Origin of the sequence: Amycolatopsis bullii, from assembly GCF_014654205.1 — a bacterium.
GTDB classification, from domain to species: Bacteria; Actinomycetota; Actinomycetes; order Mycobacteriales; family Pseudonocardiaceae; genus Amycolatopsis; species Amycolatopsis plumensis.
In genome coordinates, this window is the sequence record NZ_BNAW01000059.1 from 1 (window position 1) to 17,391 (window position 17,391).

At 74.4% G+C, this 17,391-nt stretch carries 2 protein-coding genes; both read left to right on the forward strand.

All coding sequences use genetic code 11. The features are described 5' to 3' along the window. The coding region (locus IE317_RS38725; RefSeq protein ID WP_191316348.1) for a type I polyketide synthase at window positions 1-7,352 on the forward strand (7,352 nt) is incomplete at its 5' end. 27 nt (window positions 7,353-7,379) lie between these two features. Next, entirely contained in the window at window positions 7,380-17,339 is a 9,960-nt protein-coding gene (locus tag IE317_RS38730) for a type I polyketide synthase (RefSeq protein WP_373309227.1), read from the forward strand. Window positions 17,340-17,391 lie beyond the last annotated feature (52 nt).

Consider the following 17,391-nt stretch of genomic DNA (forward strand, 5'->3'; position numbering starts at 1 on the left):
CCTCGCGCGCGGGCGAGGCCGCCCCCGGTGCGGCCGAGCTGGCCGCCGAGCTGCGTGCGCTCGGCGCCGAGGTGACGATCGCGGCGTGCGACGTCGCGGACCGGGACCGGCTCGCCGAGGTGCTGCGTGAGCTGGCGGAGCGCGGCGAGCCGGTGCGGGCGGTGCTGCACGCCGCGGGCGTCGACGGCGTCGCCGCCCTCGCCGACACCACGCCCGAGGAGTTCGCCCGCGTCACCGCGGCCAAGGTCCGCGGGGCCGTCAACCTGCACGAACTGCTCACGGACACCGAACTCGACGCGTTCGTCCTGTTCTCCTCCAACGCCGGGGTGTGGGGCGGTGGCGGGCAGGGCGCATACGCCGCCGCCAACGCCTTCCTCGACGCGCTGGCCGAACGCCGCCGTGCCGACGGGCTGACCGCGACCTCGGTCGCGTGGGGCGCGTGGGCGGGCGACGGCCTCGCCGCGACCGACGTCGCGGAGCGGCACCTGAGCCGGCGCGGGGTGCGGGGGATGGCACCCGAGCTCGCCGTCCTCGCGCTGGCGCAGGCCATCGAGCACGACGAGACGTTCCTGGCCGTCGCCGACGTCGACTGGGGGCTGTTCGCGCCGAGCTTCGCGGCCGCCCGACGGCGGCCGCTGCTCGACGAGCTGCCGGAGGCCGTCCGCGCCCTGCGGGACGCCGAGCCCGCCGACGACCCGGCCGGCCCGTCGCTCACGTCCCGGCTGGCCGGGCTGCCGGCCGGGGAACGACGGCGGGCACTGCTCGAGATCGTCCGTGCGCAGGCGGCCGCGGTGCTCGGGTTCGACACCCCGGACGCGGTCGACGCCGATCGGGCGTTCCGCGAGCTCGGCTTCGACTCGCTCACCGCCGTCGAGCTGCGCAACCGCCTCGCCGGCGAAACCGGGCTGCGGCTGCCGACCACGCTCGTGTTCGACTTCCCGTCCGCGGCCCGGCTCGCGCAGCACCTCGCCGAGCTCGTCGCGGGCGAGCCGGCCGGGCGGGCCGCGCCGCCGGTGGTGGCGGTCGCCCCGGACGAGCCGATGGCGATCGTCGGCATGAGCTGCCGGTACCCCGGTGACGTCCGGTCGCCCGAAGACCTGTGGGACCTGGTGTTCCGCGGCGAGGACGCGCTGGGGGAGTTCCCGGCCGACCGGGGCTGGGACCTCGCCGGCCTCGACGACCCGAAGGCGAAGGACTACGCGCGGGTCGGGGCGTTCGTCCACGACGCCGCCGAGTTCGACCCGGCGTTCTTCGGCATCTCGCCGCGCGAAGCGACCGCCATGGACCCGCAGCACCGGCTGCTGCTGGAGACGGCGTGGGAGGCGTTCGAGCGGGCCGGGATCGATCCGCTGTCGGTGAAGAACAGCGCCACCGGCGTCTTCGTCGGGTGCGGCAGCCAGCACTACGGCGCCGGGCTGCGCGAGGTTCCCGAGGAGCTGCGCGGGCACCTGCTCACCGGCGGGTCGAGCGCGGTCGCGTCCGGCCGGATCGCCTACACGTTCGGGCTGGAAGGCCCCGCTGTCACGGTGGACACGGCGTGCTCCTCGTCGCTGGTCGCGCTGCACCTGGCCGCGCAGGCGCTGCGGCAGGGCGAATGCACGATGGCGCTGGCCGGCGGGGTGAGCGTGATGGTCACCCCCGGCGCCTACGCCGAGTTCGGCCGGCAGGGCGGGCTCGCCGCGGACGGCCGGATCAAGGCGTTCGCCGACGGCGCCGACGGCACCGGCTGGGGCGAGGGGGCCGGCATGCTGCTGCTGACCCGGCTGTCCGAAGCCCGGCGCCGGGGCTACCCCGTGCTCGCCGTCGTGCGGGGGTCGGCGGTGAACTCCGACGGCGCCTCCAACGGGCTCAGCGCGCCGAACGGCCCTTCGCAGCAGCGGGTCATCCGCCAGGCGCTCGCGAACGCCGGCCTGCAGCCGTCCGAAGTGGACGCGGTGGAAGGCCACGGGACCGGAACCGCGCTCGGCGACCCGATCGAGGCGCAGGCGTTGCTGGCCACCTACGGCGAGGACCGGGACCGGCCGCTGTGGCTCGGTTCCGTCAAGTCGAACATCGGGCACACGCAGTCCGCCGCCGGCGCGGCCGGCGTGATCAAGATGGTGCAGGCCCTCCGCAACGAGGTGCTGCCACGCACCCTGAACGTCGACGCCCCGTCGGCCCAGGTCGACTGGAGCGCCGGAGACATCGAGCTGCTGACCGAGCCGGTGCCGTGGCAGCGCAACGGACACCCCCGCCGGGCCGGGATCTCCGCGTTCGGGGTCAGCGGGACGAACGCGCACGTGATCGTCGAGGAGGCCCCGGCGCCCGGCGAGCCCGAGGTGGCCGAGCCGGAGCCCGCCGTCGGCGTGGTTCCGCTGGTGGTGTCGGGCCGTGGTGGCCCGGCCCTGCGGGCGCAGGCGGCGCGGTTGCTGTCGTTCGTGGACGGTCGGCCGGACCTGGGAGTGGCGGAGCTGGGTGCGGCGCTGGTGTCGTCGCGGGCGGTGTTCGAGGACCGTGCGGTGGTGCTGGCGGCCGACCGGGCCGGGGCGTTGACCGGTCTGGCCGCGCTGGCGAACGGCGAGCCGGTTCCCGGTGTGGTGCCGGGGACGGTGTCGGGTGGTCGTTCGGCGTTCCTCTTCTCCGGCCAAGGTGCGCAGCGGCTCGGTGCCGGACGGGAGCTGTATGAGTCGTTCCCGGTGTTCGCCGAGGTCGTGGATGCGGTGTGCGCGCAGGTTGAAGGCCTGCGTGAGGTGATGTTCGGCGAGGATGCCGAGTTGTTGAACCAGACGATGTATGCGCAGGCGGCGTTGTTCGCGGTCGAGGTCGGGTTGTTCCGCTTGGTCGAGTCGTGGGGTGTGACACCGGATTTCCTGGTGGGGCACTCGATTGGTGAGCTGTCGGCGGCCCATGTTGCGGGTGTCTTCTCTTTGGAGGATGCCTGTGTGCTGGTGGCGGCGCGTGGCCGGTTGATGCAGGCGCTGCCCGCGGGTGGGGTGATGGTGGCGGTACAGGCCACCGAGGCCGAGGTCTCAACGCTGTTGGTGGATGGTGTGTCGATCGCGGCGGTGAACGGGCCGTCGTCGGTGGTGCTCTCGGGTGACGAGGATGCGGTCGAGTCGGTCGTCAAGCAGTTCGGGGGTCGCAAGACCCGCCGGTTGTCGGTGAGCCATGCGTTCCACTCGGCCCGCATGGAACCGATGCTGGAAGAGTTCCGTCGGGTCGCGGAAACCCTTACCTATCAAGCTCCTTCGATTTCGGTCGTGTCCAATGTGACCGGGACCCTGGCCGAAGACCTGACCTCACCGGACTATTGGGTCCGGCACGTGCGCGGAACCGTCCGCTTCCACGACGGCGTGACCTACTTGGCCGATCAAGGCGTGACCCGGTTCCTGGAGTTGGGTCCGGATGGTGTGCTCACGGCGATGGCAGCGGAGTCCGTTGAGGGCACGTTGGTTTCGGCGCTGCGGAAGGACCGCGCGGAGGAAGAAAGTCTGCTGACGGTGGTGGCGTCGCTGTACGTCGCCGGGCAGGACGTGGACTGGACGACGCTGTTCACCGGCACCGCCCGGGTCGACCTGCCCACCTACGCCTTCCAGCGTCAGCGCTACTGGATCGACGCACCGGCGGGCTCGCTCGACGCGAGCGGCCTCGGGCTGACCGCGACCCGGCACCCGCTGCTCGGCGCGGCCGTGCCGCTCGCCGAGTCCGGCGGGCTCGTGTTCACCGGCCGCCTCTCGGTGGCGACGCACCCGTGGCTCGCCGACCACGTCATGCTCGGCAGCGCGCTGCTGCCCGGCACGGCCTTCCTCGAACTGGCCGTGCGCGCGGGCGACGAGGTCGGTTGCGCCCAGGTGGAGGAGCTGACGCTCGCGGCGCCGCTCGTGCTCCCCGGCGACGGGAGCGTGCGGCTCCAGGTCGTCGTCGGCGAGCCGGACGACGACGGGGCACGCAAGCTCACCGTCCACTCGCGACAAGACGACGACGCGCCGTGGACACTGCACGCCACCGGCGTGCTCGTCCCGCAGGCCGTCGCCCCGGACACGCGGCCGGTGCACTGGCCGCCGCGGGACGCCGAACCGATCGACCTCGACGGCTTCTACGACCGCGGCGAGGACTCCGGTGCCCAGTACGGGCCGAGCTTCCAGTGCCTGACGTCGGCGTGGCGGCTCGGCGACGAGGTGTACGCCGAGGTCGCGCTGCCCGAGCGGGCCGCGCGCGACGCCGCCTCGTTCGGCCTGCACCCGGCACTGCTCGACGGGGCCCTGCAGGCCCTGGTCTTCCTGCCGCTCGCCGACGGCGGAACCGGGCGGCTGCCGTTCTCGTGGTCGGCGGTCTCGCTGCACGCCGGCGGCGCGTCGAGCCTGCGGGTCCGCCTGGCGAAGGCCGGCCCCGAGTCGCTCTCCCTCGCCGTGGCCGACCCGGCCGGCCGCCCGGTGGCCTCGATCGGCTCGCTCGTGCTGCGCACGGTGCAGGCGATCGAGCTCCGGCACCGGCCGCTCGACTCGCTGTACCGGCTCGCCTGGCACCCGCCGGCGACCGAACCCGATGCCGGCGTCCGTGACTGCGTCGTCCTTGGTGACGACCAGCTCAAGTTGGCGGGCCGGGTGGGTGCCGAGGCGGAGGCGACCTCCCACCGCACCCTGGCCGACCTCGCCGCGGCGATCGACGGCGGCGCCCGCCCCGGCCTCGTGTTCGTGCCGTGCGTGCTGAACGGGCACGCCACCGGCCGCGTTCCCGCCGACGTCCGGACCGCCGTCGGCGGGGTGCTCGACCTCATGCGCGACTGGCTCGCCGACGACCGGTTCACCGGCGCGAAGCTCGCCTTCGTCACCAGGGGAGCGGTCGCCGCGCTGCCGGGCGAGGGCATCCGCGACCTGGCGTTCGCCCCAGCGTGGGGCCTGCTCCGCACGGCGCAGGCCGAACACCCGGACCGGTTCGTGGTCATCGACATCGACGACGAGGAAGCCTCCGTCGCCGCGTTGTTCGCCGCGATCGCCTCCGGCGAGCCCCAGCTGGCGGTGCGCGCGGGCGAACTGTCCGTGCCCCGGCTCGAGCGGGCCGGCACCGGGCTCCTCGAACCCCCGGCGGGCGGCCGGCCGTGGCGGCTGGACAGCACCGACAAGGGCACGCTGGACAACCTCCGCCCGTTGCCCGCGCCCGAGGCCGCCGCGCCCCTGCGCGCCGGCGAGGTGCGCATCTCGATGCGCGCGGCCGGCGTGAACTTCCGCGACGTCCTCAACGCGCTCGGCATGTACCCGGGCGAGGCGGGCCCGATGGGGCTCGAGGGCGCCGGGGTGATCGCGGAGGTCGGCCCGGGTGTCACCGGGTTCGTCCCCGGCGACCGCGTCCTCGGCATGTTCCACGGGGCGTACGGCCCGCTGGTGGTCGCCGACCACCGCATGGTGGTGCGGATGCCGGCCGGCTGGTCGTTCACCGACGCGGCGTCGCTGCCGATCGCGTTCATCACCGCCTACTACGCCCTCGTCGACCTCGCCGGGGTGCGGCCGGGCGAGTCGGTGCTGGTGCACTCCGCCGCGGGCGGGGTCGGCATGGCCGCGGCGCAGCTGGCCCGGCACCTCGGCGCCCGGGTCTTCGGCACCGCCAGCCCCGGGAAGTGGGGGGCGCTGCGCGAGCTCGGCCTCCCCGACGACCGCATCGCTTCCTCGCGCACGCTCGAGTTCGCCGAGACGTTCCGGAAGACCAACCGCACCGGCGTCGACGTCGTGCTGAACTCGCTCGCGGGTGAATTCGTCGACGCGTCCTTCGACCTGCTGGCCGACGGCGGCCGGTTCGTCGAGATGGGCAAGACCGACGTCCGGGCCGACGGCCGGCCCGGCCTGCGGTACCACCCGTTCGACCTCGGCGACGCGGGTCCCGACCGGATCGGCGAAATCCTCGCCCATGCCGTCGACCTGGTCGAACGCGGTGTGCTGCGGCCCCTTCCGGTGACGTCGTGGGACATCCGCCGGGCGCCGGAGGCGTTCCGGCACATGAGCCAGGCCAAGCACATCGGCAAGGTGGTGCTCACCCTGCCCGCGCCGCTCGACCCGGCGGGCACGGTGCTGGTCACCGGCGGCACCGGCGGCCTCGGCGCCCACGTGGCCCGGCACCTGGTCACCGAACACGGCGCGCGGAGGCTGCTGCTGCTCAGCAGGCGCGGTGTCGGCGCACCCGGCGCGGCGGAGCTGGCCGCCGAGCTGACCGGGCTCGGCGCCGACGTCACGATCGCCGCCTGCGACGTGGCCGACCGCGCCGAACTGGCCGCCGTGCTGGCCCGGGTCCCCGCCGAACACCCGCTGACCGGGGTGGTGCACACCGCGGGCGTGGTCGACGACGGCGTGCTCACCGCGCTCGACGCCGACCGCCTCGAACACGTGCTGCGGCCGAAGGTCGACGCCGCGGTCAACCTGGACGAGCTGACCGCCTACGACGACCTCGCGCTGTTCGCGCTGTTCTCCTCGGCCGCCGGGATCCTCGGCAACGCCGGGCAGGGCAACTACGCCGCGGCCAACGCGTTCCTCGACGCGCTCGCGGCGCACCGCCGGGCGGCCGGCCGCACCGTCACTTCGCTCGCCTGGGGCCCGTGGTCCGGCGGCGGGATGGCCGGCGAGCTCGGTGCGGCCGACGTGCGGCGGATGGCGGCATCGGGTGTGAAGCCGTTCGACGTCGCCGACGGCCTGCGGGCGTTCGACGACGCGCGGCAGCTCGACCTCGCCCTGGTCGTGCCCATCCGGCTCGACCCGGCCCGGCTGGGCGCGACGGCACCGGCACCGCTGCGCGGGCTCGTCCGCCCGGCCCGCGGCGCCGCGCGGCCCACCGCGTCGGGGGCGGCGAGCGGGGGTCCCGCGTTCGCCGAGCGGCTCGAGTCGCTGCCGGAGAAGGACCGCGGCCCGGCCGTGCTCGACCTGGTGCTGGCCGAGGCCGCCGCGGTGCTCGGGTACGCCCCGCACGAGGCCGTGCCCGCCGAACGCGGGTTCATGGAGATCGGGTTCGACTCGCTGACCGCCGTCGAGCTGCGCAACCGGCTCAGCGGCGCCACCGGGCTGAAGCTGCCGGCGACGACGTTGTTCGACTACCCGGCCCCGGTTTCGCTCGCGGCGCACCTGCTCGGCGAGCTGGCACCGCACCTCGACCCGGCCGGTGCCGGGGAGCCGGCCGTGCACGCCGAGCTCGACCGGCTCGCGGAGCGGCTGTCGGCCACGGCCGGCTCGGTCGAACACGAGGAGCACGACCGGATCGGCGCCCGGCTGCGTGCCCTGCTGTCGACGTGGAACGGAACGCGGCGCACCGGCGAAGGCACTTCCGCGGCCGAGGCCCTCAGCGGCGCCTCGACCGACGAGATCTTCGATTTCATCGACAGGGAGTTCGGCTGAATGTCCTCAGACGGATCTGAACGGAAGCTGGTCGAGTACCTCAAGCGGGTCACCACCGACCTGCACGAGACGAGGGCCCGGCTCCAGGAGCTGGAGGCGAGCGGCACCGAGCCGATCGCCATCGTCGGGATGAGCTGCCGGTTCCCCGGGGGCGCGAACTCGCCGGAAGAGCTGTGGCGGCTCGTCGACGAGGGGATCGACGCCGTGTCGCCGTTCCCCGGCGACCGCGGCTGGGACACCGCGGGCGTCTACGACCCCGACTCCGTCCGGCCCGGAACGTCCTATGTGGACCAAGGCGGCTTCCTCGACGACGTCGCCGGATTCGACCCGGCGTTCTTCGGCATCTCGCCCCGCGAGGCGGCGGCGATGGACCCGCAGCAGCGGTTGCTGCTCGAGACCGCGTGGGAGGCGATCGAGCGCGCCCGCATCGTGCCCGCGTCGCTGCGCGGCAGCCGGACCGGTGTCTTCACCGGGGTCATGTACGCCGGTTACGCCACCGACCTGCCGGGCCTTTCGGAGGAGGTGCTGGGGCACCTCGGCAACGGCAACCTGCCCAGCATCGCCTCGGGCCGGGTGGCCTACGCGCTCGGTCTCGAAGGTCCGGCCGTCTCGGTCGACACGGCTTGCTCCTCTTCGCTCGTCGCGCTGCACCTGGCCGTGCAGGCGCTGCGCAAGGGCGAATGCTCGCTCGCGCTCGCGGGCGGCGTCACGATCATGTCCTCGCCCGGCGGGTTCGTCGAGTTCAGCCGCCAGCGCGGGCTCGCGCGGGACGGCCGCTGCAAGGCCTTCTCCGACGACGCCGACGGCACCGGCTGGGGCGAAGGCGCCGGGATGCTGCTGCTCGAACGGCTCTCGGACGCGCAGCGGCGCGGCCACCCCGTCCTGGCCGTGGTCCGCGGCTCCGCCGTCAACTCCGACGGCGCGAGCAGCGGGCTCACCGCGCCGAACGGGCCGTCGCAGCAGCGGGTGATCCGGCAGGCGCTCGCGGACGCGGGACTCGCGGCGTCCGATGTGGACGTCGTCGAGGCGCACGGCACGGGCACCGCGCTCGGCGACCCGATCGAGGCGCAGGCGCTGCTCGCCGCCTACGGGACGGGCCGGGACCGGCCGCTGTGGCTCGGGTCGATCAAGTCGAACATCGGCCACACCCAGGCCGCCGCCGGCGTCGCCGGGATCATCAAGCTGGTGCAGGCGCTGCGCCACGAGACGGTGCCGCGCACCCTGCACGTCGAGCGGCCCACCACGCACGTGGACTGGTCTTCGGGTGCCGTGCGGCTGCTCACCGAACCGCAGCCGTGGCCGTCGGGCGACCGCGTCCGGCGCGCCGCGGTGTCGTCGTTCGGGGTCAGCGGCACGAACGCGCACGTGCTCGTCGAGCAGGCCCCCGAGCCGCCCGCGCCCGGCCCGGTGCCGGACACCGGCCCCGTGGTGGCCTGGCCGCTGTCCGGCCGGTCGGCGGACGCGCTGCGGGCACAGGCCGCGGCCCTGCTGGCGCAGGTGAACCGGACCGGCCATCGCCCGGTCGACCTCGGCTTCTCGCTGGCGACCTCGCGATCGGCCTTCGAGCACCGCGCGGTCGTCGTCGGGTCGACGCGGGCCGAGCTGGGCTCGGGGCTCGCGGCGGTGGCCTCGGGCGGGGCCGGCGTCACCCAGGGCGTGGCGGACGTGACCGGCCGGACGGTGTTCGTGTTCCCCGGCCAGGGCACGCAGTGGGCCGGGATGGCCACCGAGCTGCTGGGGAGCTCCGAGGTGTTCGCGGCGCGGATGCGGGAGTGCGCCGACGCGCTCGCCGAGTTCGTCGACTGGTCGCTGCCGGACGTGCTGGCCGACGCGGAGATGCTGGAACGCGTTGACGTCGTGCAGCCGGCGTCCTTCGCCATGATGGTCTCGCTCGCCGCGCTGTGGCGGGCGCACGGGATCGAACCGGACGCCGTCATCGGTCATTCGCAGGGCGAGATCGCCGCGGCGTGCGTGTCCGGGGCACTCTCGCTCGCCGATGCCGCGCGGATCGTCGCGCTGCGCAGCCGGGCGATCGGCGAGGTGCTGTCGGGCGACGGCGGGATGGTGTCGATCGCACTGCCCGAAGCCGCTGTCGCCGAACGACTTGCCCGCTGGGAGACGCGGATCTCGATCGCCGCCGTCAACGGCGTGTCCTCGACGGTCGTGGCCGGCGAGCCCGCCGCGCTGGACGAGCTCGTGGCCGCGTGCGAAGCCGACGGCGTCCGGGCGAAGCGGATCGCGGTCGACTACGCGTCGCATTCGGCCCAGGTCGAACGGATCGAAGAGCGGCTGCTGGCCGCGCTCGCCCCCGTCGCCCCGCGGGCCGGCGAGGTGCCGCTGTTCTCCACCGTGCACGGCCGGTGGCTCGACACCGCGACGATGGACGCCCGGTACTGGTACACCAACCTGCGGCAGCCGGTGCGGTTCGAGACGGCGATCCGCGCGCTGGCGGCCGAGGGCTACTCCGCGTTCGTCGAGGTCAGCTCGCACCCGGTGCTGACCGTCGGGGTGCAGGAAACGCTCGAGCGGGGCACGACCGGCCCGGCGGTCGCCGTCGGGACCCTCCGCCGCGGCGATGGCGGCCGCGACCGGTTCCTGACGTCGCTGGCCGAGCTGTACGTCCGCGGCGTGGCGCCGGACTGGGACGTCGTGTTCGCCGGGCACGAAGCCCGGCTGGTCGATCTGCCGACCTACGCGTTCCAGCGGGAGCGGTACTGGCTGGAGCCCGGCGCGGACGCGGCCCCGGCCGACCCGGTCGACGCCGAGTTCTGGGCGACCGTCGAGAGCGACGACGTCGAGCAGCTGTCCCGCGAGCTCGGTGTCGGCGAGGCGGAGCTCGGCACGGTCCTGCCCGCGCTGTCGGCGTGGCGACGGCGACGGCTCGAACGGTCCACAGTGGAGGGCTGGCGGTACGGGGTTTCGTGGTCGCTCGTGTCGCGGGACGAGGCCCGGCTGTCCGGTCGCTGGCTCGTGGTGACGTCCGGTACCGAGCGGCAGGCCCGGCTCGTCGAGGGCTTGTCGGCGGCCGGTGCCACCGTGGTGCCGCTCGACGCCGGTGAGGTCTGCCGCGAGCGCCTGCAAGCGGCCGCCGGTGACGAAGCCGTGAGCGGGGTGCTGTCGCTGCTCGCGCTCGACGAGACGCCGGACGCGGAGTTCACCGAGCTGCTCACGGCGAGCGTCGCCCTCGTGCAGGCGCTCGGGGCCGCCGGGCTCGACGCGCCGCTCTGGCTCGCCACCACGGGCGCGGTGTCCACCGGACGCGGTGACCTGGTGACGGCACCCCGGCAGGCGCAGCTCTGGGGACTCGGCCGGACGGCCGCGCTGGAGCTGCCCGGCCGGTGGGGCGGCCTGGTCGACCTGCCCGCGGAACCGGGCGAGCGCACGGTGGGACGGCTGTGCGCGGTCCTGTCCGGTACCGCGGGCGAGGACCAGGTCGCGGTCCGGGAATCCGGCGTGTTCGGGCGGCGGCTGACCAGGGCCGCCGCGCCAGCGGCCGAGTGGCGGCCGCGCGGGACCGTGGTGATCACCGGTGGCACCGGCGCGCTCGGTGCCCGGGTCGCCCGCTGGGCCGCGCACGCGGGTGCGGAGCGGATCGTGCTGGCGTCACGCCGCGGCCCGGCGGCGGACGGGGCGGCCGAGCTGGTCGCCGAGCTCGAAGAAGCCGGGATCGCCGTGACATCCGGGGCTCCGCCCCGGGCCGGGGGCTCCGCCACCCGGAACCCCCGAAAGACTGCCGTGTCCGTGATGGCCTGCGACGTGACCGACCGGGAAGCGTGCGGCGAACTGCTGGCCACGGCGGGTGCCGAGGTGCCGGTGTCGGCCATCGTGCACGCCGCCGCGGTGCTCGACGACGGCGTCTTGGAGTCCGTGACGCCGGAACAGATCGACCGCGTGGTGCGGGCGAAAGCGCTGACCGCCCGGAACCTGGACGAGGCGTCGCGGGAGCTCGCGCTGGACGCCTTCGTCGTATTCTCGTCCTTCGCGGCGACGATGGGTGCGGCCGGCCAGGGCGCCTACGCGGCCGCGAACGCCTACCTGGACGCGCTGGCCGAGCACCGGCGCGGGCTCGGCCTGCCCGCGACGTCGATCGCCTGGGGGCCGTGGGCGGAGACCGGGCTGGCCACGGCCGACGAGGTGGCCGGCCGGGCCCGCCGCGGCGGCCTGCCACCCATGGCGCCCGGATCGGCCATGAGCGCGCTGCCCGGTTCGATCGGCGAGGCGTTCGTGGCCGTCGCCGACGTCGACTGGGAACGCTACGCGCCGAGCTTCGCGGCCGTCCGGCCCAGCGCGTTGCTCGGCGACCTGCCGGAAGCCCGCCGGGTGCTCGCCGCGGCCGCTCCGGTGGCGAACGCGACCCTCGCCGGAGTCCCCGAAGCCGACCGGCCGCGTGCCGTGCTCGAACTCGTGCGGGCGCACGCCGCCGCGGCGCTCGGCTACGCGCGTCCCGAGGACATCGAGCCGACGCGGGCGTTCCGGGAACTGGGCTTCGACTCGCTGACGGCGGTGGAGTTCCGCAACGTGCTCGGCGCGGCGACCGGCCTGTCGCTGCCCTCGACGATCGTGTTCGACTACCCGACCGCCGAAGCGCTGGCCGGCATGCTGCTGGCCGAGCTGTTCGGGTCCCCGGCCGCGGTCGAGGCGCCGGAAGCGGGCCGGGTGCGCAGCGACGAGCCGGTGGCGATCGTGGGCATCAGCTGCCGGTTCCCCGGCGGCGCCGACACGCCGGCCGCGCTGTGGCGCTTGCTGTCCGAGGGGACCGACGCGCTGACGTCGTTCCCGGAGGACCGGGGCTGGGATCTCGACGACCTCTACGACCCGGAGCCGGGCAAGCCCGGCAAGGTCTACACGCGGCGCGGGGCCTTCCTCGACGGTGCCGCGGAATTCGACGCGGGCTTCTTCGGGGTCTCGCCCCGCGAGGCCACGGCGATGGATCCGCAGCAGCGGCTGCTGCTCGAAACGTCGTGGGAGGCGATCGAGGCCGCGGGCATCGATCCCACCTCGCTGCGGGGCGGCCAGGTCGGCGTGTTCGTCGGCACCAACGGGCAGGACTACTCCGTGCTCGTGATGGACCCGACCGCGGACACCGAGGGCCACGCGAGCACCGGAACGGCGGCCAGCGTGTTCTCCGGCCGGATCGCCTACGCGCTCGGCCTCGAAGGCCCGACCTTGACCGTGGACACCGCGTGCTCGTCTTCGCTGGTGGCGCTGCACCTCGCGGTGCAGGCGGTGCGGCAGGGCGAATGCGCGATGGCGCTGACCGGCGGGGCGACCGTGATGTCGACCCCGACCGCGTTCCAGGCGTTCAGCAGGCAGCGCGGGCTCGCGGAAGACGGCCGCGTGAAGGCGTTCTCGGACGACGCCGACGGCACCGGCTGGGGCGAGGGCGCCGGGATGCTGCTGGTGGAGCGGCTGTCGGACGCCCGGCGCAACGGGCATCCGGTGCTGGCGGTCGTGCGGGGTTCGGCGGTGAACCAGGATGGTGCCTCGAACGGGTTGACGGCGCCGAACGGTCCGTCGCAGCAGCGGGTGATCCGGGCGGCGCTGGCGTCGGCCGGGGTGACCGCGTCCGAAGTGGACGTGGTGGAGGCGCACGGCACGGGTACCGCGTTGGGCGACCCGATCGAGGCGCAGGCGTTGCTGGCGACCTACGGGCGCGACCGGGAACAGCCGTTGTGGCTCGGGTCGGTCAAGTCGAACATCGGGCACACGCAGGCCGCAGCCGGGGTCGCCGGCGTGATGAAGGTCGTGCTCGCGCTGCAGAACGAGCTGCTGCCCCGGACGTTGCACGTGACCGAGCCCTCGTCGCACGTGGACTGGAGTGCCGGTGACATCGCGCTGCTGACCGAGCCGGTCCCGTGGCCGGAGACCGGGCGGCCGCGCCGGGCCGGGATCTCGTCGTTCGGGATGAGCGGCACGAACGTCCACGTGATCGTGGAACAGGCACCCCCGCTCGGCGAGGGCGAAGCGCCGGAGCCGACCGACGTCACCGGCGTGACACCGTGGCTGGTGTCGGCGCGGAGTGCGGCGGGCTTGCGGGCGCAGGCGGGCCGGTTGGCGTCCTTCGTGGAGTCGCGTCCCGGACTCGGGGTGGCCGAGGTCGGGCGGTCGCTGGCCTCGACGCGGGCCCGGCTGGAGCACCGCGCAGTGGTGCTGGCCGATGACCGGGCCGCGGCGCTGGCCGCGTTCGCTGCCGGTGAGCCGGTTCCGGGTGTCGTGTCCGGAGTGGTGGATTCGGGTCGTTCGGCGTTCCTGTTCTCCGGCCAGGGTGCGCAGCGGCTCGGTGCGGGCCGGGAGCTGTGTGAGTCGTTCCCGGTGTTCGCCGAGGTCGTGGACGCGGTGTGTGCGCAGGTGGATGGTTTGCGTGCGGTGATGTTCGGCGAGGATGCCGAGCTGTTGAACCAGACGATGTATGCGCAGGCGGCGTTGTTCGCGGTCGAGGTCGGGTTGTTCCGGCTGGTCGAGTCCTGGGGCGTCCGGCCGGATTTCCTGGTCGGGCATTCGATTGGCGAGCTGGCGGCGGCCCATGTCGCGGGCGTTCTGTCGCTGGAGGACGCGTGTGCGCTGGTGGCCGCCCGTGGCCGCTTGATGCAGGCCCTGCCCGCGGGCGGGGTGATGGTGGCCGTGCAGGCGACCGAGGCCGAAGTGCTGCCTCTGCTGGTCGAGGGCGTGTCGATCGCGGCGGTGAACGGCCCGTCGTCGGTGGTGCTTTCGGGCGATGAGGATGCCGTCGGCTCGGTCGTGGAGCAGTTCGAAGGGCGGAAGACTCGCCGGTTGTCGGTGAGCCACGCGTTCCACTCGGCCCGGATGGAGCCGATGCTCGAAGAGTTCCGCCGGGTCGCGGAATCACTGACTTACCACGCTCCTTCGATTCCGGTCGTGTCGAACGTGACCGGCACCCTGGCCGAAGACCTGACTTCTCCGGAGTATTGGGTGCGGCACGTGCGCGGAACCGTCCGCTTCCACGACGGTCTGACCTACTTGGCCGAGCAGGGTGTGACCCGGTTCCTGGAGCTGGGTCCGGATGGTGTGCTGACCGCGATGGCGGCGGAGTCCGTTGAAGGCACGTTGGCTTCGGCGCTGCGGAAGGACCGTGCGGAGGAAGAGAGCCTGCTGACGGCGGTGGCGTCGCTGTACGTCGTCGGGCAGGACGTCGAGTGGTCGACCTTCTTCTCCGGTGCCGCGCGGGTCGACCTGCCCACCTACGCCTTCCAGCGCAAGCGCTACTGGGCACGAACCACCGCGAAGGGTGACCTTCGCGCCCACGGCCTGATGACGACCGACCACCCGCTGCTGGGCGCCGCGACCTGGCTCGCCGACACCGGCGGCGTCGTCTTCAGCGGGCGGCTGTCCCTCTCCGAGCAGCCGTGGCTCGCCGAGCACGTCGTGCTCGGTTCCGTGCTCTTCCCCGGCACGGCCTTCCTCGAACTCGCCATGCGCGCGGGCGGCGAGGTCGGCTGCGCGACCGTTGAGGAGCTGACCCTGGCCGCACCGCTCGTGCTGCCGGACCGCGGCGACGTCCGGCTGCAGGTGAGCGTCGGCGGCGCCGAAGACGGCGGCGGACGGCCGATCACCGTCCACTCGCGACCGGACGACGAGTCGCCGTGGACCCTGCACGCCGGCGGCCGGCTCGCCGTGGCCGCGCGCCCGCCGGCGAGCGCACCCGCCGAATGGCCGCCCGCGGGCGCCGAGCCGGTCGACCTCACCGGGTTCTACGACGCCTACGCCGAACGCGGCTTCGACTACGGGCCGGTCTTCCAAGGGGTCACGGCGGCCTGGCGGCTCGGCGACGACATCCTCGCCGACCTCGCGCTCCCCGCGGACCAGCAGGCCGAAGCCACCCGCTTCGGCGTCCACCCCGCGTTGCTCGACGCCGCCGTGCAGTCGGCGGCCCTGCGGGAGAAGCCCGGCGAGCGGTCCGCGGCCGGCCTGCCGTTCTCGTGGACCGACGTCTCCCTGCACGCGGCCTGCGCCGCGCCGGTGCGGATTCGGCTCGGCACCGGCGGCACCGGCGGCATTTCGCTCGCCGTGACCGACACCGCGGGCCGTCCCGTGCTGACCGCGGGATCGCTCGTGCTGCGGGAGGTTTCGGCCGCGCAACTGCGTGAAGCGCGGCCGGTCCACCACGACGCCCTCTTCCGGCTCGGCTGGACACCGGTCGAACTGCCCGGCGCAGCCGGGGAACCGGCGGTGCTCGACGTGGCCGGGACGTGGTCGCCGTCGAGCGGCACGACTGTCTACTCGGGACTCGACGAACTGCGGTCCGCGGACCCGGCACCCGCCGTCGTCGTGGTGCCCGTGCCCGGCCGGGAAACCGGCGACCTCGCCGGGGACGTCCGCGCGGCGACGACCTGGGCGCTGGACCTGATCCAGCGCTGGCTCACCGAAGACGCCTTCGCGGACACGAAGCTGGTGTTCGCGACCACGGCCGCGGTCCAGGCCGAACCCGGCGAAGCGCTCGGCGACCTGGTGAACGCGCCGCTCTGGGGCCTCGTCCGCTCCGCGCAGGCGGAGCACCCCGGCCGGTTCCAGCTCGTCGACGTCGACGGAACAGACGCGTCCGCGGCCGTCCTGCCCCGCGCGGCGGCCGCGGACGAACCACAGCTGGCGATCCGCGACGGCGAAATCCGCGCCGCGCGCCTCGGCCGCGTCGAGCCGCCGTCGGAACCGACGTCCCCTTGGGACGGCGACACGACCGTGCTCGTGACGGGAGCGACCGGCACCATCGGCCGCTCCGTCGCCCGGCACCTCGTCACCGAACGCGGAGTGCGGCACCTGCTGCTGGTCAGCAGGCGTGGCACCGGTGCGCCGGGTGCCGAGGAGCTGGCCGCCGAGCTGGCCGGGCTCGGCGCCGAGGTCCGGCTCGCCGCGTGCGACGTCGCCGACCGGGCGGCGCTGGCCACCCTGCTGGCCGACGTCCCGGGGGACCACCCGCTCGGCGCCGTCGTCCACGTCGCGGGCGCCCTCGACGACGGAGTGGTGACTTCGCTGACGCCGCAACGTTTCGACACGGTGCTGCGGACGAAGGTCGACGCGGCGCTGAACCTGCACGAGCTGGCCGGTGCCGACGAGCGGGTCGCGTTCGTGCTGTTCTCCTCGATCGCCGGCACGTCGGGCAGCGCCGGGCAGGCGAACTACGCGGCGGGCAACGCCTTCCTCGACGCGCTCGCCGTCCACCGCCGGACCCTCGGGCTGCCCGCCGTGTCGCTGGCGTGGGGCCTGTGGGACGAGCGCAGCGAGATGACCGGCAAGCTCGCGGGCGCCGACCGGTCCAGGATGGCGCGCGGCGGGCTCGTTCCGATGTCCACAGAGGACGGGCTGGCGCTGTTCGACCTCGCGGTGTCCGCCGGGCACCCGACGCTCGTCCCGGCGAGGTTCGACCTCGCCGGGCTGCGCGGCGAACCGGCGCCGCCGCTGCTGCGCGGCCTGGTGCGCGGCGCCGCGCGACCGGCGCGCACCGAACCGGTGCCGGTCCGGCACGAGCTCGCCGGGCTGACCGGAGCCGAGCGGGAGCAGCGGCTGCTCGAACTGGTCTGCGCGGAAGCGGCGGCGGTGCTCGGGCACGCCGACGCCAAGGCGATCGAGGCCGGGCGCGGGTTCCTCGCGCTGGGCTTCGACTCGCTCACCGCGGTCGAACTGCGCAACCGGCTGGGCTCGCTGACCGGGCTGCGGCTGCCCGCGACGCTGTTGTTCGACTACCCGTCGCCGAAGCCGCTCGCGAAGCACCTCGCCGGCGAGCTCGGCGGCGAGCGAGGCGCCGCGGCGGTCCCGTCGCTGGCCGAAGAACTGGGCCGGGTCGAGTCGCTGCTGCCGGCGGTCGCCGCCGACGAGGCGGCGCGCACGGCCGTGGCCCGGCGGCTGCAGGATCTGCTGTCCAAGTTGGACGAGGCCGCGGGTGAGAACACCGATGCGCAGGTCACCGACAAGATCGACGCTGCCTCGGACGACGAGATCTTTGAGTTCATCGACAACGAGCTCGGCATCTCTTGAACACGGGACGGGCGAGCTGTGCCGGCTCCCGCCAGAAAGGGTGACTCCGACC